This is a genomic window from Bdellovibrio sp. (assembly GCF_036384735.1).
GTDB lineage: Bacteria > Bdellovibrionota > Bdellovibrionia > Bdellovibrionales > Bdellovibrionaceae > Bdellovibrio.
The window spans coordinates 1-21,421 of record NZ_DASVLT010000033.1 but is presented as its reverse complement, the minus strand read 5'-3'; the positions used below and the strand labels follow the sequence as shown (position 1 = coordinate 21,421).

Here is a 21,421-nt window from a genome sequence, read left to right as displayed (position 1 = left end):
GAGTTTTATGTTTGGCTTTAAATTTCATCTCGTGAGCCCGCACTATGTTCCTGACAGTAAAAAAGATTTCTTTAACTATATATATAAAACCTGGCATGCATCGTTTACAGAGGTGGTCGAATCCGCCGGAGGAAAACTGGATCCCGATGACTTCTTCCGCTGTGATCACGTGGGAGTCATCACGTTCCAAGACAAGATAGTCAGCCTTTCAACACTCACCTTGTTTGATATCGAATTACAGTCGTCAAAAGATCATCACTATTTCAAGGCTTTGAATGAGTCGACCTGCCAAGCACTCGTTCAAAAGAGAATTAAGCGTTTATTAAGTATTGAGTACTTGAATGTCCTTCCCGAATTCAGACGTCATCAAGTTCAGTCTCAGGGAACTATCCCGTGGGTTGAAGTGATGATGGGACTGAATTCTAAAATCATGGATCAGTCTGATGCAGACATTATTATCGGGACCCCACGGATTGATCTTAAAGTCGATGTTCTTTGCAGAAACGTCGGCGCCGAGATTTTGCAAGATCCAATTACCAAGATGAATTACCCCTGCGCCGTCATGATTATTCCGAAAAATCCAGAGCGACATTTTCCAAACCCGGTGACTGAACAATATGTCACTGGTCTATGGAAAAGCATGGAAGTTATCGGACGCGAAGCCTTTGCACCTATTATCACTAAGAAAACTGCTTAAACAAACTTTGAAATAAGGAGCTCCTAAAATGTCTAAATCAAGTGTCTTCAATGAACTAAGTTCCATTCTAGAAAAAGCGTGTCAGCATTTGGTAGACTGTCCGTGGGAAGATAAGAACTTCTATGCAGCATGGATAGCCCAGACGAACTACTACTCTCGCCACACAACCCGCCTTCTCGCCTTAGCCGGAGCCTTGACTCCGATGGAAAATCAAGAAATGCACAATCGCTTTTTAAAGCACGCAGCCGAAGAAAAGGGACACGAAAAGCTGACATTGCTGGATCTAAAATATTTTGACGAAAAGCTTGAGTCCTTCCCCGAGATGCCGTGCACGCAGTCCTTCTATCAAACTCAGTATTATTGGATCGAACACCAAGATCCTATGGCATTCTTTGGCTTCATTCTCTATCTAGAGTGTGCGGCTGCAAAGATCGGCGGTCCGATCACGAAACGCGTCGAAGCGTTGTACGGTCCAAAAGCTTGCCACTTCCTTCGTGTGCATGCCGAAGAGGACGTGGATCACGCCGCAGAGGCCATCGCAAAGGTCGAGAAGTTTCCGCCGAATATTCAAGCAATGATTATCGAGAATTTGAAACAAAGTGCAGATAATTACGAAAATATTTTGAATGCCTGCGCTAGATACGCACAAAAGGCCGCGGGCAAAGCTGCGGCCTAAGAAAATTAATTTGAAACCAGCTTTGCTCTTTCAAGAATGATCAACGCCTCGGGTCTCTTGTTGCGATACAAGGGACCCACAAGGTCCAAGCTGTATTCCATCGCAAGTTTGTCTTGAGAGGCAAGTTCTCTGACAAAATGACTTTCCAAGGCAGGCTTCACATTTTCATGCAACTCGCCGTTGAAGATTTGCGCTGCATATTCATACATTTTTGTGGTCAATTTCGAGTCGCGATCGAACAATCCCCACCATTCAATCGTCAAAAGTTCTTCCAACGAGTAAGAGCAGAATTCAAAGAACTTGAAGTTACGGAACAATTGAACGTTTTCATTCGAATAAATCTCAACGATATGCTCATCCGTTAACTGCGAGAAAAGATCTGAACGTGGAGTTAATCCTAAACGGCGGAATGCTCTCCATACAAATGAGGGACTGTCTTTGATTGAATAGCCTTCAGAAACATGTTCGATGCAAAGGTCATGGAAGAATTGAAGGTGCTCGACGACTTTCGTTTTTTGCTCTGTCGCAAGCTTCGAAAAGTGAGGCAACCCATCTAAGTAAGGACGTTGATATTTACCTTCGTTTGTCAAAAGCATCGAAACAACTTTGGTCAGACGCTTGAAACGATCGTCCAATGCGCTATCATGACTCACAACATTCAAGTTCAATGACATAGAATCTTCCTGTGTACGTTCAGCATTATTAGAATGAACAACCTCTAGAGGCTTGCTTTGAAATTACAATGTTTAGAGAGATACCACAAAAACAAACTGACCCTAACACAGGCAATTGAAAAAAAAAGAGAGCAGCTAGGCTGCTCTCTTACAGATTTTTAATCTTATCAAACAAGAGAAACTATGTGTTCTTGCTTAAGAAATCCACGATAGCATCTTTGGGATGGTTACCAACAAGTTGCCCCACTTCAGAGCCACCTTTGAAAAGCAACATCGCAGGGATACCACGAATGCCGTACTTGCCTGGAGTACCAGGGTTTTCGTCAACGTTGACCTTTACGATCTTAACTTTTGCACCCAACTCTTGCGCCACTTCTTCTAGCTTTGGAGCTAAAGCACGGCAAGGTCCGCACCACTCAGCCCAGAAATCCACAAGAACTGGAGTTTGAGAATTTAAAACTTCTGCTTCGAAAGAACTGTCTGTTACAGCTTTAGTAAATGTGCCCATTACGGCCTCCGTCTGTCTGTGATCAATTTATCACACTTCTTAAATATGAACACCGAAACCTTATAGTCAAGGCCCCGAGGGATCAATCACTTTTCTTGTCATGGAGCCCTTAGTAAACGCTTACTTCTTAAACAAAGCTTTTGTGAATTCGCGTCGTAACTCATCAAGTTCATTGATGTTTTTCTTGTCCCAATCCGCAACAATGTCACGTTGACGGCGACGTGTTTCAACACGGGTGAGGGTGCTTTTGGGAGCCACATTCACATCGGCCACAAGAGCCGAATATTTCTTCATCTTTTCAGCCAGTTTTGCTTGAGCTTTTTCAAGCTCCGCACGGGCCATTTCCTGCTCTGGCGGTAGCATTTCGCTTGGGAATTCCGTGACAACATCAACACGTTCCACTTCAGGAGTGCCGCCGCCAAGAAGCTCCCTCTCCAGAGATTTTAAATCTACGTCAGGAAAAGCCGCCTCACCAGAGTCCGCGGTAGGACTGTCATCGCGATCGGCTTCATTCATACGCTCGCCGAAACGAAAGCGCATGCCTTCTTTTTTATCTTCCTTATTTTCAGTATTTAGATCGAAACTTTGTGAACCTTCTTGAGATTCATTGTCGAGCTTAAAGCTCCCGTCTGGATTGCTTTCATCGGCAGAGCCTTTGACATAAATCGCTTCCGCTTCCGAAGTAAACTTCCCACCGACGTTGGTCGCCTGAGTTTTCTGAGGGCTCTCCATGTGAATCGCTTTATTTAAGCGCTCGAGCAGAACGGCCTCATCATGGCCCAATAGTTTTGCCAACACTTGCAGTAAACGCAACGGCGCCACGGGGGCTTCCAAAATCATATCAACACGAATTTTGATGAGATCCTGTGGAGCAGGCTTAAAATTTGCCGGGAAAATAAGCACGGACTTTCCCTGCCAACGCCCCATTTCTTTAAGGCGTTTTCCAACACCTAACGAGCTGACCTTCCCGCCTTTTCCAGAGCCCACAACAACGTCAGGATTGAATGACAGCATCTGCTCTGCCACGGAGTACTCGCTAGAAAGACCGATGACGTCAAAGCCCACTTTTTTTAAAGTAGATTCGACGCTCATCAAATCCGCATAGTCCTCGTACACCAAAAGAATCTTGTTCATACCTTTATTGTCAGATAATGAATGTCCTCGGTCAATAACGGTCGAGAACACTTTATTAGGCTTCGACTGGACGATGGGCGCGATGACTCTACTTGATCCGTTCGCTACAATACCCCAAGGATTGGAGAACCATGTTCAGTATCTTTAACGGGCGAAAAGCAGCACAGTACATTTTCTTTGAAATGCTCCCGAGCTTCATTCTTGGACTTATGGTGTTTGTCTCCATCATCCTCATGTTTCAGGTCTTGCGCCTGACGGAGTTCGCATTAGTTCACGGCGTCTCAATTAAAATCATCGGTGAAATCATTGGATTCGTGATTATTTCACTTCTGCCAATTCTTTTCCCAATGGCGTTATTGTTTTCAGTATTACTCACGTATGGTCGCCTTAGCCAAGATTCTGAAATTGTCGCGATGAAAGCCAGTGGACTGAGCATGGGCACATTGCTTTTACCTGCATTGGTTTTAGCAGGTCTTGTGGGCATAATTTCAGCACAGACAAGCTTCGTAATAGCCCCGTGGGGAAATCGTCAATTCGAAGTTCTATTCAGCCGCTTAGCAAATACAAAAGCCACCGCTGTGATTAAAGAGGGAACTTTCGCTGAAGGTTTCTTTGACATGGTTGTTTACGCCAACGAAGTGGATTCCAAACAAGGAAAACTTAAGAAGATTTTCATCTATGACGAGAAAAGCAGCGATGTTCCTCTAACCGTGATCGCGAAAGAGGGAAGCATCATCCCCGATCCCGATCGCCCCGGCCAAGAAATTCTTTTGCGCTTAAATAATGGTGAAATTCATCGCCAGGCAAAAACACATACAAAAATCAGCTTTGATACATATGACGTTCACTTTTCTGAACCTGATTATACAGAGGAAAAGGCGAAGTCTCCGCAGTCTTTGACTCTGCAAGAAGTTCGCAATCGTCTTTCAGAAGGAATTAAAGATCCTGAACAAAATCGTATCATGCAGACAGAGCTTCATAAGCGTTGGGCCATTTCAGTTCTTTGCATTGTCTTTGCGATGATCGGTGTCGGCTTAGGCACAACAACCAATCGTCGTGCAGCGAAGGCTGGCGGCATGATTCTGTGTATTGGGTTGATCATTTTCTATTGGGTTCTTTACGTCGCAGCGGAAGGTGCCGCACGAAGCGGAGCGATTCCTGTACCTATCGCAATTTGGGCACCTAACGTTATCTTCGGAATTTTAGCTATTGAGTCTTTAAGAAGAAATTGGAACTAAGGACAGGGGCTGAAAATTAGAGCGATGCAGTAGCATCCTTACCACCACGGTCATCCTTGACCACATCGCCCCTCCCTTGAATCAAATGTTACGGGCATTTGCCCGCGACTTGCAAAAGAATTTTTTAGATCATTTCATTTTTTTCTCAAAGATTTTGGGGTCTTACAGGCACCACTAGCCCTAGTGTGGCATCCCATCAGGACCCCCAACCCCTACTGCGGTCACTTTGGATTCAGTTAACTCAGAGTGAAAAAACATGGATAAATCTTGAGCATCACGGATCAGAGTGGCTCCTTCACTTAACAAATCCAAACATCCAGCAAAGTGCGGATCTTGAGGATGTCCAGGGACCACCCACACGGGTCTTCCCAATTGCACTGCTTGCTGAGCTGTGATCAACGTTCCACTGCGTCTTTTGGCTTCAACTAATAAGGTTGCGGCCCCTAGTGCGGCAATCAAGCGATTGCGATGATGAAAAAGATGACGCTGCATTTTTTGTGAAAAGTCGTATTCACTAAGAAAGCATCCGCCACCGTCCAAAATGGGACGAATCCATTCTTTCAAACTGTCTGGATACATTTCTCCCAATCCCGAGGGCAGCACCACCACTGTGGGGCAAGATTTTCTTAAGGCAACACCATGGGCTTTTTGATCAATACCTCGGGCACCACCACTGACAATCAAAGGCTGGGTAGATTCACAGAAAGAGCTTAATTCTTTCTCCATCCACCGCAGAGACTCAGAACTAGGCTCGCGACTTCCCACAACAGAAAGACTTCGCTCCATGAGCCACGCCGGGGATCCCCAATAACTCAACACTAATGGAGGATCTGCCATCAAATAACACTGTGACGGGTAATGCTCTTCTCCATAGACCACAAACTGCACGCTTTCCAACTTGTAGCGCAGAATTTGTTCTGCGACCGAGTCCAACAACTGATGACTGGCCTCGAGAACAACGGAAAGTTCCGGAACAAATTCGTTCAGCATTCGCAGAATAGATATCGGATTTAAGTTTTTATTTCGCCCTAAGCGAAAATAAATCTGATGAATTGAATCGCGATGGGTTTTGTATAAGGGGTGATTCTTTAATATTTGCGAAAATGAAATTAGATCTGTCATGAAAACAAGAAAGTCTGCATTTCGCAGACTTTCTTGTTTTCATTTTAAAGTGTTAGATCAGAGTCATCAGTTCCGGAACCCGAAGGCTCTGCCGGTGTAACTTCGGGAGTTCCACCACTATCTCCTTTTGCCGGAGCGGAATCCATTTCAAAGTCCTTTTCCAGATCATCATTGCCGCCCGTGCTTGGCGACGGATCCATTTTCTCTGGCGTCTCTACTGGTGCGATATTAACTGCTTGCTTTGTCACATGACCGACATAGTCTCCGCGATAAATATCATCCGTAGATTTTGTCACGTAAGCAGTGGAAAAATTCGACGAAACTTTAACGATCTTTGCGACACCGATTTGACGGTCGTTTTGGTAAGCATCTGTTTGACGGTTGCGAACAGCTTCATCTGCAAAAATCGGGAAGCTTTCCCCTTCAGTCAACCCCTGCGCGCTTCCACCGTCCAAGAACACCAATTGATTCGCAGCAAATAACTGGCGATTGGCTCCAAACTGACCGCCGATAATACGAGCCCCCGTCCCCGATGCTGTGGGCGGCGTCATTGTTGGATCAATCATCGGCAATTGGCCGGGAATCAAAAGCGATCCCACTTCGACAGGCTGAATGGCCTTTTTCACGATGGCACGATAGATATTTTTCTGTTCGTTCACACGCTCAAGAACTTCTATCTGCCCTTGAATTTCGACCATCTGCCCTTTGCGATTTTTTTTTCTTGGGTCATCCACAAAAGCCAAATTCTTTTCGACGATAAAATCTTTGCCAGATCCTTGATCCAAACGAACATAGATATATACAAAATCTCCCGCCGACTTTAGATCGAGCTCTGTTCCTGTCACAACCCCCACACCTGAAATCGGTGCATCTGTCAGATAGTAACCAAGATACTCAAGACCGCGAGATTCCGTCTTTGGCGGAATTTGCACTTCGACCTTTGGTTTCTCGTCATTGAAAATACCAAAACGACGTGACGGCAAACTTGCCGGCAAAGACTTCAAGACGGGAATATGTTTTTTCTTGGCCGCTGGAATGCCGACTGTCGTCGTCGTTCCCTTTGAAGCATCAACAACAGTTTCCTTATCAGAAGATTCCGTCAACTCTACTGTCGGAGCTTCATCTGCATTACCTGGAAAAAAGCGAATGGTCATTGACGGATCAATTTCGTGAGGATTGCCGATGGCTCCATTGTTGAATGACCAAATTTTCGGCCAGAAATTCGGATCACCAAAGAAGGTGTTAGAAATATCCCAAAGAGTATTTCCCTTTTGCACCTGATACGTTTCAGAAGCGCGTTTACCAACGGCCTTATCCCATGCTTCCACCGCCGTCGGTTGTTCATTAAACTTTTTATAAATATGATTGAACTGAGCTTCTTTCGCGAAATCAGGATCATTACTACCGGCCGCCGGTACAGATTGAGCAGGTGCTAGATCTGTTGTCGGAGCAGATTCTTGAGCTTCCTCTGATTTCTTCTTTTTCTTTTTTGGAGTCGCGGCTTCACTTCCAGGCTCTGGAATTTCTTTGAATTCGGGAACTGTCGGCTCGACCACTTCCGGCTGCTTCTTAGGCTCTAAAACATCCAATGGATCAGCATCCCAGCTGGCATCCGGCGGAGTGTCCTGAGCATGCGCCACAAGAGCGCAGAAAATCATGGTCAACAAGACAGAGAACTTCGTGTTCTTCAATGTGTCATCCTTGGCTGTGGGTCAAAATTAGTTGAGCATCTTCAATTCAGCATCAGCTCTGAATGACTCAGGACTGCCTGGATATTTCGATCTCACTTCCATCAACGAACGTTTTGCAAATTCGCCTAAATTCATTTTTTTATAAGTCATCGCTTTCGCAAAAGTTGCGGCCGTGACTTTATCACTTTTTGGATATTCTTTTTCTACGCGACCGAAGTAACGGATCGCTTCAGGATAGTTCGCATGATTCACCGCTAGGCGCCCCGCCAAGTACAAGGCATTGTCAGCATAGGAACTGCTTGGGAAGCGACTTAGAAGGCTTTGTAAACGACTCTTAAACCCGATCTCATCATCGTTGTTGTATGCGCTTACCATTTCAGCATACAGAGTCATATCACTTTCTTTAGAGACATCCTTCCCCGTTAGTTCTACAAGGAGTTGCTGCTCCCTTGCGGCTTTGGAGTTTGTGTTAACTGACTTCGCATTCACGGCTAAAGGCAGGCTTAAAAATACAGTTGCTGCTAAAAGTCTAAGTTGCTTCATCTATCGACACCTCTTGATCTTTTTCCATTATGACACGCTTCGAGAACAGCAAACAAGCAGGACTTATCCACATAAAATGTTGAGTTATTGTAATGCTAGACCTTAGACCTGTTGATTTTCAAGGGTTTCAGCGGATTGCCACCATTTTAGGCATCAAATAACTATATGAAATTACATATGTAATTTTAATATCAGTAGCATTTTTAAGCGCCCGAATTTCAGATCTTAAAATCCGACCACGGGAGACGCAAGGCCCCCAAGACAGACTATTTTAGAAATCATGACTGAACTGAAATTTGCTAAGTGTTTGATTCCATGATCATTCTACTTTTTCTTGCTTTTGCCTTAAGCAATTCTTCCTCCCCACTCTTGCTGAAAAAGACGTCAGAGATTGCGTCAGTCTTTCAACAAAAATGTGTACAGATTCTGCCGACAGAGTCTGTAAATCGAGCGACTCTGTCATCACTTCTCTGTGGCGAAAACATCACAGACAAATCATTGAAAGAAAATCTGATCAAAACATCGTTGATTCATATCTTTGTTATTTCTGGTTCCCATCTGATTTTGCTTGATGAGCTTTTAAGCATTTTGAAAATTCCAGTCTTTGTAAGATTCGCTTTTTTGAGTCTTTACTCTCTTTGCGTGGGTTGGCAGCCCCCGGCTGTGCGTGCGTTGATCGCACTGGGAACTCGCATTGGTTTCAGAAAACTTCACTACCACTTTCCCGCGGATCTTGTGGTTCTTATCTCGGGGTTGATCACCCTTTTTCTTTTTCCCGAATGGTGGAACTCGGTTTCACTGCTGATGAGTTGGTGCGCGTCGCTGGCGCTGTGCTGGGTTTCTGTTTTGAACATCAGAAATAAAATCTCTGCCGTGCTGGTTGCCCAGCTTGCGATTTTTCTTTTCATGAGTGCACCGCTTTGGGGTATCGGAAACCTTCATCCTTTGAGCATTGTCTTCAATTTAATCCTTGCTCCGCTAGTTTCTTATCTGCTTTTACCACTGGCCTTTGTCGTCAGTGTTATTCATCCGTTGCTTCCTGTTTTTGATTTTGCGATGAATGCGTTTCAAGCCATTTTAAAGGACTTCGCCGAGCCTGTGACCAGGGGGCAGGCGCTGGCGCCATCCATTAGCCTGCTGTGGACGTGGATTTTTGCGTGGCAGACGTTCTTTCATTTTCTGCGACTTCGTCTTTATCAAGGAAGGGATCACGCGCGATGAAAGGTTTTGTTCTGATTTTTCTTATCATCACCTTAAGTGCAACCCCCTTGCGCGACTCCAGTTTTCACAGCTACCTCGTAGTGTGGAACGTGGGCCAAGGGCAATTTGTCACAGCCATCCAAGAAGACACATGCCTTCATTTTGACGTCGGTGGAGAGTTCTTTCCTTTCCGCAGAATTTTCAATTTCTGTCGAGACCGTCAGAACAAAATCTTTTTGAGTCATTGGGATTGGGACCATATTGGTGGGCTGGCGAAGTGGCCTAAAGCTTTGACGGAAAGCTGTATTGCTATCGCCCCCATTGGGCCTACTTCAGTTCACAAGAAAAATATCTTATCGCGTTTCGCAACATGTGAAAATGCACCGACTGCTGCGGAATCTATGACGAAAACATGGACCCCAAAAATTTCCAAGGACACGAACTCGGAAAGTCATGTCACGGTCTTTAAGGACTTTTTGATTCCCGGGGATTCTCCGAAAACGCAAGAACGTCTTTGGGAGCATCTTCCATGGATTCAACAAAGTCACATCCTGATTTTAGGTCATCATGGAAGCAGAACCAGCACCTCACCAGAGTTGTTGAACCAGTTGCCTCATTTGAGCATGGCCGTGGCATCGGCTCGCTGGGCTCGTTATAAACATCCTCACACCGAAACGGTTGCTCTGCTTCGCAAACGCCACATTGCTCTTTTAAAAACGGAAGATTGGGGCTCTATCTGGTTTGAACAATAGCTAATACACCCTCACATTCGTTTTTGGATATTGTTGAATGATGTTTAGAGGCAAAAAAAAGGGAGTCCTACGACTCCCTTTTTTTTTGAAATTTACATTTCGTTTTAGATCACTGCCTGTGAGCCTATTCCGACAAAGTCGGAGTGTAGACCTACGCTTTGTATGGGCGGTATTCCATGTGAAGGTCTTTTGCAACTGGCTCGTAACATACGTGACCGTTGTAAACGTTCAAACCTTTCATCAACGCTGGAGATTTCGCAACAGCATCTTCAACACCCATGTTTGCAAGCATCAACCCGTACTTCGTCGTAACGTTAGTCAACGCGTAAGTAGAAGTTCTTGGAGCCACACCTGGCATATTAGGTACGCAGTAATGGATGACGCCATCAACTTCGTATGTTGGGTTTGTGTGAGAAGTTGGACGGCACGTTTCGATACAACCACCTTGGTCAACCGCAACGTCAACAACTACTGAACCTTTAGACATAGAAGAGATCATCTCTTTAGAAACAAGAGTTGGAGCTTTGTGACCAGTGATCAATACACCACCGATTACCAAGTCAGACTCACGAACTGATTCTTCGATATTTTTTGGATTTGAGTAAAGAGTCATGCAACGACCTTGGAAAACGTCGTCAAGGTACTCGAGACGAGCTGTGTTTACATCAAGGATAGTTACAGAAGCGCCAAGGCCTACTGCCATTTTCGCAGCGTTCGTACCAACAACACCACCACCGATGATTGTGACTTTACCTGGTTTAACACCCGTCACGCCACCAAGAAGGATACCTTTACCGCCGTGGTCTTTTTGCAAGTAGAATGCACCGATTTGCGTCGCCATACGGCCCGCAACTTCAGACATTGGAGTCAACAATGGCAATGAACCGTTGTCCAATTGGATTGTTTCGTAAGCAACTGCTTTAACTTTGCGCTCGCACAAAACTTTTGTAAGTTTCGGCTCAGCTGCCAAGTGAAGGTATGTGTAGATGATTTGATTTTCTCTCATCAACTCATATTCATCTGGAAGTGGTTCTTTAACTTTTTGGATCATGTCCGCTTTCGCGTACACTTCTTTTTTGCTGTCGATGATTTTCGCGCCAGCTTTTTCGTATTGTTCATTTGTGATACCAGAACCGATACCCGCATCTTTTTCTACGATAACTGTGTGGCCTTCGTTCACATACTGACGAACACCCGCTTCAGTCATACCTACGCGGTTCTCAGAAATTTTAATTTCCTTTGGAACACCGATAATCATTTTGCACTCCGTGAAATGCGCTTGAGCTGATTTTCAAACCAAGGACAAGCTGCGTTAATTTAATTCAAACAACCAGACAAACACCTGCCCTACAAACCGTAAAACAGAGTGATTATTCCAGCTAATTTGGTGACTCTGGAAATATGCCAGATCGGTAATAAAAAGCAACTAGCTACAGACCCCTTTCTTAAGGTGCGCAGCATCTCATAACGCAACACCGTCACCTGGGCCTCAAATCCTCGTATTTCATTCTTATTCGGCCAGCCCAACCTTCGTAACGCCAGGCCTCGCAAAAAATTCAAGCGGCGCCTGCAACCGACACACTTGAATCAGTCCTTTGTTCTTGGAGGCGGTTTCAAAACAAGACGGCGACCTAGGCAGAGTCCGTCTTGAGCAAAATCAAAAGGACGGCTCCGCTGGCAAAACTTCTCAACATTAGCGGCAAAAATTGTTTAACTGAATCTATGACAATTCGAAAAAAAGCTCTGGCAGCAATTGAAAAAGAAGGCATTTTGTTGGTCTACCCGATTCAAAATTCGAAAGAGCCCGATTCTTTGTGGCACCAACTTTTTCCTCGTTCAAAAATGCGCTGGGAGTGGGACGCGAATGGAGATCGCAAGGTTTCGGATCTGTGGATCTTAAAAGAGGAGTTATCCCGCTCTGGCAAAGTCGTCTATACAAAATGGTATCAAAATCGCGCGACATTTTTTTCGCGGGAAGTTTTCGTCAATATGATGGCTTATTTGCGCAGCGAAAAGCCGCTGTCTTCTGAAAGTAAAACTATTTTGGAAGCCTTGGAAATGGATTCACCCCTTTCCACTAAACAAATCAAAGAAGTCTCCGAGATGCAGGGCCGCTATATGGAATCCACTTACAACCGGGCTATGAAGACTCTGTGGCAGCGTCTTTTGATCGTAGCCTGGGGCGAAGTGGAAGATTCCAGCTTCCCCTCGCTTGCTGTAGGCGCAAGTAAAAATCTCTTTGAAGATCTCTGGGACGAATCCGTTACAATTTCCCAAGAGGCTGCGGAAAAGTACCTCCGTGGTCGCCTGGCCGCTAACAATAAGTTCTGGAAATTCGCAGAGAAAATCCAAAAGACCCTCTAAAGTTTAGACAGTCTTTGAAATATATCTCCTCGGGGGCCACCAAGAGGGCAAAGTCCTTCTAAATAGGTTATAGTTCATCGCTATTTTAATTACTTGAGGTATCGATGAAAAAATCAATCTTATTGTCATTGCTCTTCGTCGCAAGTTCGACGGCTTTCGCAGGAAGCCCCAATGACTGGAGAATTACCCAGCCTGCATGGACTGAACAGCACGAAGCTCTTTTTGGTCAATTCGTCACGCGTATCGCAACAGCTATTGAAAAACGCCAGTGCGGAACAGTCACAAACTGCTTACAAAGTTCTGCGAACATGTACTATGGAACAGATCCGGCAGGTTTGAACTACACTTCTGATTGTGCGGATTGGCCTTATTATCTGCGCGCTTATTTCGCATGGAAAAATGGTCTGCCATTTTCCTTCGAAAGCGCTTTGACGGCTCGCCCCTTACCAACAGGTCAAGCTGTGACAGACATACGATATTCTCCACAAGGTAATTTAATTACAAAAAGAATGGATTTGCTAACGAAGAAATTCCTTCTGGTGAAAACGAATTTCCCAAATGCGGTTGAAGTCTTAAATGAGACCTTGGTCGACACAGTTTCCACAGCTTCTTATCGTATGAGTGGATTGGACGAGGGCGATAATTTCTCTGACCTGTATCCTGTGAAAATTTCCCGCGATGCAATTCATCCTGGCACGGTGGTTTACGATCCAAATGGTCATGCGGCTATCATCTATAAAATCACAGATGAAGGTCGTTTGTTCTACATGGATGCACATCCTGACAACTCTTTAACGACAGGTATGTACACACCGAAGTTCGAGCGCAGCAATCCAAATCAAGGAGCCGGTTTTAAAAACTTCCGCCCTTTGACTTTGGTAGATGCGAAAATGGATTCCTCGGGTTTTTATTATGGCGGTCGTATTGTAGGCACTCCGAATTCTCAACTTCCACTCTTCGGAACCGAACAATTCTTTGGGACAAATCCCGATCAAGGTGGCCAATGGAGCAAAGGCACTTTCATCGTGAACAACACGACGGTGGGCTATTACGACTATGTTCGTTTGAAGCTGACATTGGGTGCTCAGCATTTGGACCCCATCGAAGATCTTAAAAACTTGGCCTCAGACATCTGTTCAGGTTTGAAGGACCGTGTGGCTGCTGTAGATGCAGCACGCACATCAGGTGTTCAATTGAAACCTCATCCCGATACATTGCCTATGAATATCTATGGCAGCGATGGTGAGTGGGAATCTTTTGCGACTCCTTCACGTGATGCTCGTTTGAAAGTTTCTTTCGTAGATCTTTTGAATTCTGCGAAGAACTCTATGGCGAAGTACCGGGCCAAAGATCCTTCTCTTAAATATACGGGTACAAATCTAGCTCAAGATTTACTTCAAGCTTATGCTCAAGTGGCAACGTCTTGCCAGTTCTCGTACTACACGTCATCAGGCAAAAGTGTTTTGATGAATCTTGAAGCTGCAAGACAACGTTTGTTTAATATGAGCTTTGACCCTTATCACTGCGTTGAATCTCGCTGGGGGGCTCGCCTTCCACAAGAACTTGCGGACTGTGCGGATGATGATAATAAAAAGCAATGGTATGCAGCTGAGCAATGGCTTCGTAATCAAACCGATCGTCGCTATGACGTGCAAATGAATTATTCTTTGGATCAGTTAACGGGTCCACTTCCAGGTGTCGGAGTCGCGACTCCGCCGGATGTAGACATTGTTAGCTATTTAAAATCTCAGATGTAGAAAAAATCCCGGCACGACTGCCGGGATTTTTTTTGCAAGAATGTCCTTTATCGGTTGCTTTGTTTCGAGCGAGTCTGCTTGATGTGTTTGATTGTCGGCAACTCTATCTTGAATTCCTAGCCGATATTTTGACCCATTTAAAATCTTGCTCATAATAAGATCATCAGGAGGAATTGCATCATGGCGAAGTATTCGAAGTCCGCAGGGAAAGACGTTGAATCAGCGATGAAACGTAAGAAAAAAGGCACATGGAAATCAGGTCGTGGCGGCAAAGGGGGCACAGTCAAGAGCCGCAAACAAGCCATCGCCATTGGTCTTTCCGAAGCTCGTAACAAAGGAAAGAAAGTTCCAAGCAAGAAAACTTCTAAAAAGAAGACACGTAAGAAAACCGCTCGCAAGAAAACAAGTCGTAAAAAGATCTCGCGCAAGTCCTAGAAATGAAAAAGGCTGCTTTATCGGCAGCCTTTTTATTTTTATATGGGAACTTGCCAACCTGAATAGCGCTGCACTTCCTCTGAAATATCAGCTCCCAATTCGACGTGGCGGAAAGATTTTGGGGAATCCCAAATCTTTTTCACAAGCTTGTTCATTACATCGTGACCGGCTTTGTATAAAACTACATGGCCCATCAAAGGCATTTCCAAAGTCACCAGATCGCCTAACGCATCCAGAGCCTTGTGACGAACGAATTCATCGACCCAGCGAAGACCTTCAGGATTCACAACAGCCTCACCGTCGAGCACGATGCAGTTTTCAAGGCTTCCGCCTTTTGCCAAACCACGAGCTTGAAGTGCTTCCACGTCTTTTAAGAAACCAAAAGTACGAGCATTGGCGATATCGCGACCGAATGATTGTTCGTTCACGTCCAGGTCCACCGTTTGCTTACCAATTTTTGGATGTGGGAAATCAATCGTCACTGTCACACGAAGTCCATGGTATGGAACCACGTAGGCGTGTTTTTCACCTTCGCTGAAATAAATAGGCTCTGTGATGTAGCAATACTTGCGAGGTTGATCCTGCTCGACAATTCCCACATCCAACAATGCATTTAAGAAAGCACTAGCACTGCCATCGCAAATTGGAATTTCAGGGCCATCTAGTTCGATGAAGATGTTATCAATGCGCAAAGCTGATAAAGCAGAAACACAGTGCTCAATGGTCGCCACAGAAAATTTCTCGCCACCGATTGTCGTCTGATGAGATGTCGCATTCACATTGCGAGCGCTGACTTTCAATGACGGAGAGCCCGGCAAATCACTGCGAATGAAGTACACACCGGTATCAGGTGGCGCCGGTCTAAAAGTTAATGTGCACGGATCACCTGAGTGAATTCCGATTCCGTTAACGACAGCTCTTTTGCGAATAGTTTTTTGTAAGAACATAGTTAGACTTTACTCTAACTACTGGGGCTTCGCAATCCGCAACTGACCGACCACATCGCCTTTCCAGTTCTTGACCTGAGGCATGGTGAACTTCGAAAGATCCTTAAATTCTTCTTTCGAAAGCCCTCCAAAGTGCAACAAGATTTGCGCCGTTGCCAACTGAGTGGCTCTTCCCGCACCATCCGCACACTTTAAAGCGAAGGCGATCTTCTTGTCTGGAATAAACCCAGCCATCACACCTTCCGCACCGCCTTTAATAATGGCTCGACCCTGTGTCTTTTCAATCACAGATGTGGCAAATTCGTCACTCCCAGAAATATAAAATGGATTCTGACTTACGGCTCGCACAAGTTTATCAATTGCAGCTTTTCTTACTGCTGTTTCTTTCGGATTGATAAAGGTCGACATGCCGGTCGCAATGGCTTGCAATGGAACTGCATAGGTTGGAATACCACAACCATCGACACCATGGGTGGCCTTGCTGTGATCGAACTTCATTGTTTCAGTTAAAACTTTACGCAATCTTTTTTGTGCAGGATGCTCGAGCTGATCATAGCCACGGGGATCTTCACCAAGATGTAAGCATGTCGTGATAATACCCGCATGTTTTCCAGCACAGTTATTACAAAGCACCGTCGGCTTTTGACCGCGACGAATGAAATCATGAGCACTGGCTTCGTTGTACGGCAAATGAGGACCACAGACAAAACAACTTTCAGGGATTTTTACTTTTTCTACCCACTGTGCGAGAGCTTCAAGATGCGCTTTTTCCCCACGATGAGAAGAACAAGCCAAAGCGAGATGTTTATCTTCTAAAGAATATTTTTCCGCAGCACCAGATTCTACAAGCGGCAACGCTTGCAGCATTTTGATCGCACTTCGTGGAAATGTCAGATAGTTGGCGTTACCCCAAGTGTGTAGAGGATGCCCCGTTTCATTCACCACGACAGCCATGACTTGATGAACACTTTCGACGGCCATTCCACGAAGAACTTCAATGACGAGGGGCTGTTTAAGGATCATTTCTCTGATCTCCCGGTTGCAAGCCCAGAGAGATTTTGGGCCTACTACTTGTCTAAATCGACTAATTGTAAAATTGAATTTTTAGCGTACTCGGTGATCACACGGCCACGCGGGGTTTTTTGGATAAATCCTTCTTGGATCAAGAAAGGTTCATACACTTCTTCCAGAGTGTCGCGCTCTTCACTGAGGGCCGCAGCCATTGTATCAATTCCTACAGGGCCCCCACTATATTTTTCTTGGATCAGACTCAAAATACGACGATCCATAAGGTCTAGACCAAATTGATCCACGCCCAACTGATTAAGGGCATAAATCGCGATGTCCTTCGTCACGGTGCCATCGCCTTTCACCTGGGCATAATCACGCACTCGCTTCAGCAATCTATTCGCCACACGAGGGGTTCCACGGGATCTACGAGCCACTTCATCAGCCCCTTCAGGTTCGATTTTCACTTTGAGAATTTCAGCGGATCTCATCAAGATCTTTTGTAGTGAGTCTTTGTCATAAAATTGCAAACGCTCTACGATTCCGAAGCGGTCTCTGAATGGCGGATTCAAAAGACCTGCACGTGTTGTCGCCCCCACCAAGGTAAATGGCGCCAACTGGAATTTCATTGAACGCGCGCCAAGGCCTTCACCAGTGACGATATCGATGTAATAGTCTTCCATTGCCGTGTACAAATATTCTTCGACATGACGACTGAGGCGATGAATCTCATCAATGAATAAAACAGAGTTGGGCTTCAGCGAAGTCAGCACTGCGGCCAGATCACCTTTTTTGTCGATGGCCGGAGCTGATGTCATCTTAATATCAGCCCCCATGTCGTTAGCGATGATTTTCGCCATCGTTGTTTTTCCCAATCCCGGAGGACCGCTTAACAAAACATGATCTAAAGACTCGCCACGGTGTTTCGCCGCCGCCACAAAGACTCTGATTTTTTCTTTAACGTTTTCTTGTCCCGGAAAATCTTCAAAACGCTGGGGACGAAGTTCATTTTCCCAGGTTTTTTCGCCTTCTGCGACGTCACCCTCTAGAATGCGACTCACGACAAGCTCCCAGACAATGTTTGAAGACCTTTACGAACACCATCTTCCAAAGAAATATCCATAGGTAATGTCGAAACAAATTGGTCCACGTGTTGAGATTTATAACCAAGATTCAAAAGTGCCGACGTGATTTGCGTCAAAGACTCTGACTTGGTTTTCTTTTCTTCTTCTACGGAAACAAGTTTGCCCTTCAAAGTCAGGATGATTTGCTCCGCTGTTTTCTTGCCCACTTTTGGCAAAGCCGATAAACCTTTGGCGTTTCCTGCTTCGATCAGTTCGTGAATTTGCGCAGGGCGACCGCCCGATAAAATACTCAAAGCCATTTTTGGTCCCACACCGTTCACTTTAAGAAGTGAAAGGAACAAACCTTTTTCATCTTTTGAATGGAATCCAAACAACGTCAAAGCATCTTCACGAACATGGGTGTGAATCCACACGATGATGTCTTTGCCTAGCAAAGTCTGAAAATCCTCAAGAGTCGGTGCTGAAGAGTGAATTTCGTATCCAACCCCATGAACATCAATCAAGGCTGAGTCGCTCATCACTTCAATAATTTTTCCGCGTAAATATCCGATCATACACTCACCGCTCTTTGCAATACTGCTTTCTTTTTCAATTCAAAGGCATGGTAACAAGCCATAGCCAAGGCATCCGAAGCGTCAATGCGGTTGATGGCTTTAATGTTCAGCATGGCCTTCAACATCGCTTGCACGTCTTCTTTGCTAGAACCACCGTTACCTGTGATTCCTTTTTTCACCAAGCGAGTTGCATATTCTGCAACAGTCGCACCACCGAGCCCCGCTTCATACATCACAACACCGCGGGCATGGCCCAGTTTAAAAGCGCTGTCTGCGTTTTTGCCAAGGAAGATTTTTTCGATAACCACCTGATGAGGTTTGTATTTCTCCATAACTTCACGGAACGCGGACCCCAATTCGGTCATCCGCGCGGGAAAGCCTTGATCTGCATCCAAAAGAATTACGCCGTGATTGATGTGCTCAATTTTTCCGTTTTCAACACGGACGACGCCAAAACCTGTAATGCGAGAACCGGGATCGACCCCAAGAATTATCAAACTCATAGCGCTCATTTCATGCTGAAGCTGTTGCTTAGTCAATAAACCTGTCATAATATTGATGGTGATGCCAAAGATTGAAGCAAGTGCTATCGAAAAATATCAGACTATTCTCGCGAAAGACCCGTCGTCACAAGTTTTTGCGCCGTTGGCTGAGGCTTATCGCGAAATGGGAATGATGAAAGAAGCCGTGCAAGTCGTGACTGCGGGCGTTCAACGCCACCCGCAATTTGTCGGAGGATTGGTCACATACGCTAAAATTTTGCGCGACACAGGTAAAATTGCTCAGGCATTGCATGCCCTGCAAAAGGCCACAGCTTTGGCTCCTGAGAATATCTTAGCTCATCAATTGATGGCGGAAGTTCAACTTGCGAACAAAAACCCCAAGGAAGCTTTGAAGTCTTTCAAGATGGTTTTGTTCTTAAATCCTCAATCGAAATCAGCGCAAAAGGCAGTTCAAAAATTAGAATCTTTAACGGCCGATGAATACGATGAAGAAGTTTTTGCCATGGCAAAACTTCCGCAAGTCAATTTGGATGAGCCACCGGTGATTGAAAGACCGTCGGCTCCGGCAATCCCTGAGCCTCTTTATAGACAAGCTCCTCCGCCTAAAAATAAGGCAATGGAGAGAATGTTGTCCTTGATTGATGCTTTCATTGTGCGCAACGATCTTGAAAAAGCTCATGCTCTTTTAAAAGACACCCGTGTAGAATTTGGCGATCATCCGGAAATCGAAAGGCGCATGAAGACCCTTCAAGTTCGTTATAATGAACCTGAAGAACCAATGCCTCTAAAACCTTTGCGCACCCGCGAAGAACTTGTGCGCGAAAGAAAACTTGAAACTCTCGAGATGATGCTTCGCAAAATCGAAGACTATCGCTCTCAGATTTGACTTCCCCCCGTCCTTTCAGCGTATATTGGTCCTTTCCATTTGAAAGAGGACTACTATGTACGAAACTTCCGACTTTAGAAAAAACTTGAAGATCATGGTTGAAGGCAAGCCTTACGTGATCGTGGATTTCCAACACGTTAAGCCCGGCAAAGGCAACCAATTCACTCGCACAAAATTGAGAAACATGCTGACAGGCCAAAACCTTGAAGTGACTTTCAAATCTGGTGAAAAATTCGAAGTACCAAACGTTGAAAACAAAGAGATGAACTTCTTGTACAAAGACGACACTGGTTACAACTTCATGTCGAATGAAACTTACGAACAAATCGCTATGTCTGAAGAAGACTTGGGCGAATCAAAATACTATCTTACTGAAGGTTTGAAAGTTGTTGTTCTCTTCTACAACGATAAAGCCGTTGCAGTTGACGTTCCAAAAGCTGTGAACTTGACTGTTGCGAAAACAGATCCAGGTGTTAAAGGTGACCGCGTCACTGGCGCGACGAAGCCTGCAACTATGGAAACTGGTTTGAATGTTGGCGTGCCTTTGCACATCAATGAAGGCGATGTTCTTCGCATCGATACTTCAACGGGTGACTACGTAGAGCGCGTCTCTCAAAAATAGTTACTAACGCAAGATATTAAGTCTCCGCAAACACTCGATTTTATACCAAAATACGAAGTGTCTGGTTTACACCTCGGCTCGCGCCGAAGCAGACCTGAAGGCGGAGGCTTTTTTTTGTCCACTTTTATTGAGTTAGAAATTCAGAATTTACTCAATGAGACCCAAGATCTCGATGAAGTGGCAGCACGTCTTAGCACCTCTTTCGAATCATCTCCGGATCAACTGACTTCAGAAAATGTAAATGCACTGGCGAGATTCCTTCATCTGTCAGGCAAACATCACGCACTCACACAATTTGTTCTTCACAATTTACAAAACGAAAATTTCCCAATTCCTTGGCCATACTTCATGGAAGCGTTGGGACACTCGACCATTGAACTTGATGAACGAACAGTCAAAGCATTGGTCGAGGGAATTATTGAAGGTGGACAAGAATCAGAAGCCGCTCGTTCATCAGCATTGAATAAATATGAACCCCTTCTTGGAGAATGGCGTAGCAATCGCAAATATCAGATTCACAAAGATTACCTGAAGGGTAAAAAAACTTTGCTCGATCAGTTGATCACTCTTCGTACTCAGCAGTTGTACGAGCAAGAAAAAAATCTTTTACAACGTTTGCAAAAACTTTATCCCGGTGACGCCGACATTCAACGTGAAGCGCGTGAACATCAGCAGCGTTATGCCTTAGAAATCTTGTCTCGCCGCTCGCCCAAGGCGCGCGCTGTGAATACGGAAGATCTTGAACAAAAAGATTCTGCGGTCGAGCAAGTGCGCCTAGCAGTTTTATCTTCCTTGCAAGAGCATGCAGCACAGGAACCCGAAATGGCTTTTGACTTTGCTGTGGCAGCCTTCATGCTTGAGGGCTATGAAGAGGCCTTGAATATTTTAGAGTTTGCAGAACAAACGGAATCTTTCTTATGGTTCCATCTCGAGCTTCTTCTTCACGCCCGTCGTTTTATTGAACTTTTGACTGAGCTGGCACAGGTGGAAGTTCTTTTGGCCGGCGATCCTGAAACTTTCTTTGC

At 45.1% G+C, this 21,421-nt stretch carries 23 protein-coding genes; 11 read left to right on the top strand and 12 right to left on the bottom strand.

Annotated features, from left to right (window positions below):
- Positions 1–7 precede the first annotated feature (7 nt).
- The gene (locus VF412_RS09315; RefSeq protein WP_331338964.1) at positions 8–697 is read left to right on the top strand and encodes a hypothetical protein; all 690 of its coding nucleotides are present in this window, start codon (positions 8–10) and stop codon (positions 695–697) included.
- Between the two features lie 28 nt (positions 698–725).
- Positions 726–1,373 carry an iron-containing redox enzyme family protein gene (locus tag VF412_RS09310; RefSeq protein ID WP_331338963.1) on the top strand — a complete coding sequence of 216 codons (648 nt, stop codon included), beginning with the start codon at positions 726–728 and terminating at the stop codon, positions 1,371–1,373.
- A gap of 5 nt (positions 1,374–1,378) precedes the next feature.
- Here VF412_RS09310 and VF412_RS09305 read toward each other — a convergent pair whose 3' ends face one another.
- From VF412_RS09305 to VF412_RS09295, 3 genes are all read right to left on the bottom strand, one after another.
- Positions 1,379–2,047 (bottom strand): hypothetical protein, encoded by a 669-nt coding sequence (locus tag VF412_RS09305; protein WP_331338962.1) that lies wholly within the window; start codon positions 2,045–2,047, stop codon positions 1,379–1,381.
- A 181-nt stretch (positions 2,048–2,228) separates the two neighbouring features.
- The gene (gene trxA, locus VF412_RS09300) at positions 2,229–2,555 is read right to left on the bottom strand and encodes a thioredoxin (RefSeq protein WP_331338961.1); all 327 of its coding nucleotides are present in this window, start codon (positions 2,553–2,555) and stop codon (positions 2,229–2,231) included.
- Positions 2,556–2,675: 120 nt separating this feature from the next.
- Positions 2,676–3,689 carry a hypothetical protein gene (locus VF412_RS09295; protein ID WP_331338960.1) on the bottom strand — a complete coding sequence of 338 codons (1,014 nt, stop codon included), beginning with the start codon at positions 3,687–3,689 and terminating at the stop codon, positions 2,676–2,678.
- 131 nt (positions 3,690–3,820) lie between these two features.
- Between VF412_RS09295 and lptF the strand changes: the two genes are divergently transcribed.
- Positions 3,821–4,927, top strand: coding sequence for an LPS export ABC transporter permease LptF (lptF, locus tag VF412_RS09290; RefSeq protein WP_331338959.1), 1,107 nt, complete (start codon positions 3,821–3,823; stop codon positions 4,925–4,927).
- A 180-nt stretch (positions 4,928–5,107) separates the two neighbouring features.
- Here lptF and VF412_RS09285 read toward each other — a convergent pair whose 3' ends face one another.
- The 3 genes from VF412_RS09285 to VF412_RS09275 all read right to left on the bottom strand — a co-directional run bounded on the left by VF412_RS09285 (position 5,108) and on the right by VF412_RS09275 (position 8,283).
- Positions 5,108–5,917 (bottom strand): DNA-processing protein DprA, encoded by an 810-nt coding sequence (locus VF412_RS09285; RefSeq protein ID WP_331338958.1) that lies wholly within the window; start codon positions 5,915–5,917, stop codon positions 5,108–5,110.
- Positions 5,918–6,093: 176 nt separating this feature from the next.
- Positions 6,094–7,740, bottom strand: coding sequence for a hypothetical protein (locus VF412_RS09280; RefSeq protein ID WP_331338957.1), 1,647 nt, complete (start codon positions 7,738–7,740; stop codon positions 6,094–6,096).
- Between the two features lie 27 nt (positions 7,741–7,767).
- On the bottom strand, positions 7,768–8,283 hold the full coding sequence (locus VF412_RS09275) for a tetratricopeptide repeat protein (RefSeq protein WP_331338956.1): 516 nt from the start codon (positions 8,281–8,283) through the stop codon (positions 7,768–7,770).
- 315 nt (positions 8,284–8,598) lie between these two features.
- Here VF412_RS09275 and VF412_RS09270 point away from each other — a divergent pair, with 315 nt between their 5' ends.
- Both VF412_RS09270 and VF412_RS09265 read left to right on the top strand, forming a co-directional pair.
- Complete coding sequence (locus tag VF412_RS09270; protein ID WP_331338955.1) at positions 8,599–9,504, top strand: ComEC/Rec2 family competence protein; 906 nt, start codon at positions 8,599–8,601, stop codon at positions 9,502–9,504.
- Positions 9,501–10,235: a hydrolase gene (locus VF412_RS09265; protein WP_331338954.1), complete on the top strand. Its 735-nt coding sequence runs from the start codon at positions 9,501–9,503 to the stop codon at positions 10,233–10,235. Before VF412_RS09270 ends, VF412_RS09265 begins: the two co-directional genes overlap by 4 nt.
- A 151-nt stretch (positions 10,236–10,386) precedes the next feature.
- Here the strand turns inward: VF412_RS09265 and ald are convergent, their stop codons facing one another.
- On the bottom strand, positions 10,387–11,493 hold the full coding sequence (gene ald, locus VF412_RS09260) for an alanine dehydrogenase (RefSeq protein ID WP_331338953.1): 1,107 nt from the start codon (positions 11,491–11,493) through the stop codon (positions 10,387–10,389).
- 464 nt (positions 11,494–11,957) lie between these two features.
- Between ald and VF412_RS09255 the strand changes: the two genes are divergently transcribed.
- The 3 genes from VF412_RS09255 (at position 11,958) to VF412_RS09245 (ending at position 14,791) form a co-directional block, all read left to right on the top strand.
- On the top strand, positions 11,958–12,599 hold the full coding sequence (locus VF412_RS09255; protein WP_331338952.1) for an AlkZ-related protein: 642 nt from the start codon (positions 11,958–11,960) through the stop codon (positions 12,597–12,599).
- A gap of 104 nt (positions 12,600–12,703) precedes the next feature.
- The gene (locus VF412_RS09250) at positions 12,704–14,356 is read left to right on the top strand and encodes a hypothetical protein (RefSeq protein ID WP_331338951.1); all 1,653 of its coding nucleotides are present in this window, start codon (positions 12,704–12,706) and stop codon (positions 14,354–14,356) included.
- Positions 14,357–14,536: 180 nt separating this feature from the next.
- The gene (locus VF412_RS09245) at positions 14,537–14,791 is read left to right on the top strand and encodes a DUF6496 domain-containing protein (protein WP_331338950.1); all 255 of its coding nucleotides are present in this window, start codon (positions 14,537–14,539) and stop codon (positions 14,789–14,791) included.
- A 38-nt stretch (positions 14,792–14,829) separates the two neighbouring features.
- On the opposite strand, the gene lpxC is transcribed toward VF412_RS09245, so the two are convergent.
- Genes lpxC through ruvC form a run of 5 tightly spaced genes read right to left on the bottom strand, consistent with a single transcriptional unit; the run spans position 14,830 to position 18,888 of the window.
- Positions 14,830–15,738, bottom strand: coding sequence for a UDP-3-O-acyl-N-acetylglucosamine deacetylase (gene lpxC, locus VF412_RS09240; protein ID WP_331338949.1), 909 nt, complete (start codon positions 15,736–15,738; stop codon positions 14,830–14,832).
- An 18-nt stretch (positions 15,739–15,756) separates the two neighbouring features.
- On the bottom strand, positions 15,757–16,761 hold the full coding sequence (locus VF412_RS09235; RefSeq protein ID WP_331338948.1) for an asparaginase: 1,005 nt from the start codon (positions 16,759–16,761) through the stop codon (positions 15,757–15,759).
- Between the two features lie 44 nt (positions 16,762–16,805).
- A complete protein-coding gene (ruvB, locus tag VF412_RS09230; protein ID WP_331338947.1) occupies positions 16,806–17,807 on the bottom strand; it encodes a Holliday junction branch migration DNA helicase RuvB in 1,002 nt (333 codons plus the stop codon).
- Positions 17,804–18,385 (bottom strand): Holliday junction branch migration protein RuvA, encoded by a 582-nt coding sequence (ruvA, locus tag VF412_RS09225; RefSeq protein ID WP_331338946.1) that lies wholly within the window; start codon positions 18,383–18,385, stop codon positions 17,804–17,806. Before ruvA ends, ruvB begins: the two co-directional genes overlap by 4 nt.
- A complete protein-coding gene (gene ruvC / locus VF412_RS09220; RefSeq protein ID WP_331338945.1) occupies positions 18,382–18,888 on the bottom strand; it encodes a crossover junction endodeoxyribonuclease RuvC in 507 nt (168 codons plus the stop codon). Before ruvC ends, ruvA begins: the two co-directional genes overlap by 4 nt.
- 61 nt (positions 18,889–18,949) lie before the next feature.
- Here ruvC and VF412_RS09215 point away from each other — a divergent pair, with 61 nt between their 5' ends.
- From VF412_RS09215 to VF412_RS09205, 3 genes are all read left to right on the top strand, one after another.
- Complete coding sequence (locus VF412_RS09215; protein ID WP_331338944.1) at positions 18,950–19,774, top strand: tetratricopeptide repeat protein; 825 nt, start codon at positions 18,950–18,952, stop codon at positions 19,772–19,774.
- A 55-nt stretch (positions 19,775–19,829) separates the two neighbouring features.
- The gene (efp, locus tag VF412_RS09210; RefSeq protein ID WP_331338943.1) at positions 19,830–20,396 is read left to right on the top strand and encodes an elongation factor P; all 567 of its coding nucleotides are present in this window, start codon (positions 19,830–19,832) and stop codon (positions 20,394–20,396) included.
- A gap of 114 nt (positions 20,397–20,510) precedes the next feature.
- Positions 20,511–21,421: hypothetical protein (locus VF412_RS09205; protein ID WP_331338942.1), on the top strand; the 911-nt coding region annotated here is incomplete at its 3' end.

Excerpts from the sequence above, each read along its gene's own strand:
- VF412_RS09315 (WP_331338964.1), top strand. The coding sequence starts at position 8 with ATGTTTGGCTTTAAATTTCATCTCGTGAGCCCGCACTATGTTCCTGAC.
- VF412_RS09310 (WP_331338963.1), top strand. The coding sequence starts at position 726 with ATGTCTAAATCAAGTGTCTTCAATGAACTAAGTTCCATTCTAGAAAAA.
- VF412_RS09305 (WP_331338962.1), bottom strand. The coding sequence starts at position 2,047 with ATGTCATTGAACTTGAATGTTGTGAGTCATGATAGCGCATTGGACGAT.
- trxA (WP_331338961.1), bottom strand. The coding sequence starts at position 2,555 with ATGGGCACATTTACTAAAGCTGTAACAGACAGTTCTTTCGAAGCAGAA.
- VF412_RS09295 (WP_331338960.1), bottom strand. The coding sequence starts at position 3,689 with ATGAACAAGATTCTTTTGGTGTACGAGGACTATGCGGATTTGATGAGC.
- lptF (WP_331338959.1), top strand. The coding sequence starts at position 3,821 with ATGTTCAGTATCTTTAACGGGCGAAAAGCAGCACAGTACATTTTCTTT.
- VF412_RS09285 (WP_331338958.1), bottom strand. The coding sequence starts at position 5,917 with ATGCTGAACGAATTTGTTCCGGAACTTTCCGTTGTTCTCGAGGCCAGT.
- VF412_RS09275 (WP_331338956.1), bottom strand. The coding sequence starts at position 8,283 with ATGAAGCAACTTAGACTTTTAGCAGCAACTGTATTTTTAAGCCTGCCT.
- VF412_RS09270 (WP_331338955.1), top strand. The coding sequence starts at position 8,599 with ATGATCATTCTACTTTTTCTTGCTTTTGCCTTAAGCAATTCTTCCTCC.
- VF412_RS09265 (WP_331338954.1), top strand. The coding sequence starts at position 9,501 with ATGAAAGGTTTTGTTCTGATTTTTCTTATCATCACCTTAAGTGCAACC.
- ald (WP_331338953.1), bottom strand. The coding sequence starts at position 11,493 with ATGATTATCGGTGTTCCAAAGGAAATTAAAATTTCTGAGAACCGCGTA.
- VF412_RS09255 (WP_331338952.1), top strand. The coding sequence starts at position 11,958 with ATGACAATTCGAAAAAAAGCTCTGGCAGCAATTGAAAAAGAAGGCATT.
- VF412_RS09250 (WP_331338951.1), top strand. The coding sequence starts at position 12,704 with ATGAAAAAATCAATCTTATTGTCATTGCTCTTCGTCGCAAGTTCGACG.
- VF412_RS09245 (WP_331338950.1), top strand. The coding sequence starts at position 14,537 with ATGGCGAAGTATTCGAAGTCCGCAGGGAAAGACGTTGAATCAGCGATG.
- lpxC (WP_331338949.1), bottom strand. The coding sequence starts at position 15,738 with ATGTTCTTACAAAAAACTATTCGCAAAAGAGCTGTCGTTAACGGAATC.
- VF412_RS09235 (WP_331338948.1), bottom strand. The coding sequence starts at position 16,761 with ATGATCCTTAAACAGCCCCTCGTCATTGAAGTTCTTCGTGGAATGGCC.
- ruvA (WP_331338946.1), bottom strand. The coding sequence starts at position 18,385 with ATGATCGGATATTTACGCGGAAAAATTATTGAAGTGATGAGCGACTCA.
- ruvC (WP_331338945.1), bottom strand. The coding sequence starts at position 18,888 with ATGAGTTTGATAATTCTTGGGGTCGATCCCGGTTCTCGCATTACAGGT.
- VF412_RS09215 (WP_331338944.1), top strand. The coding sequence starts at position 18,950 with ATGCCAAAGATTGAAGCAAGTGCTATCGAAAAATATCAGACTATTCTC.
- efp (WP_331338943.1), top strand. The coding sequence starts at position 19,830 with ATGTACGAAACTTCCGACTTTAGAAAAAACTTGAAGATCATGGTTGAA.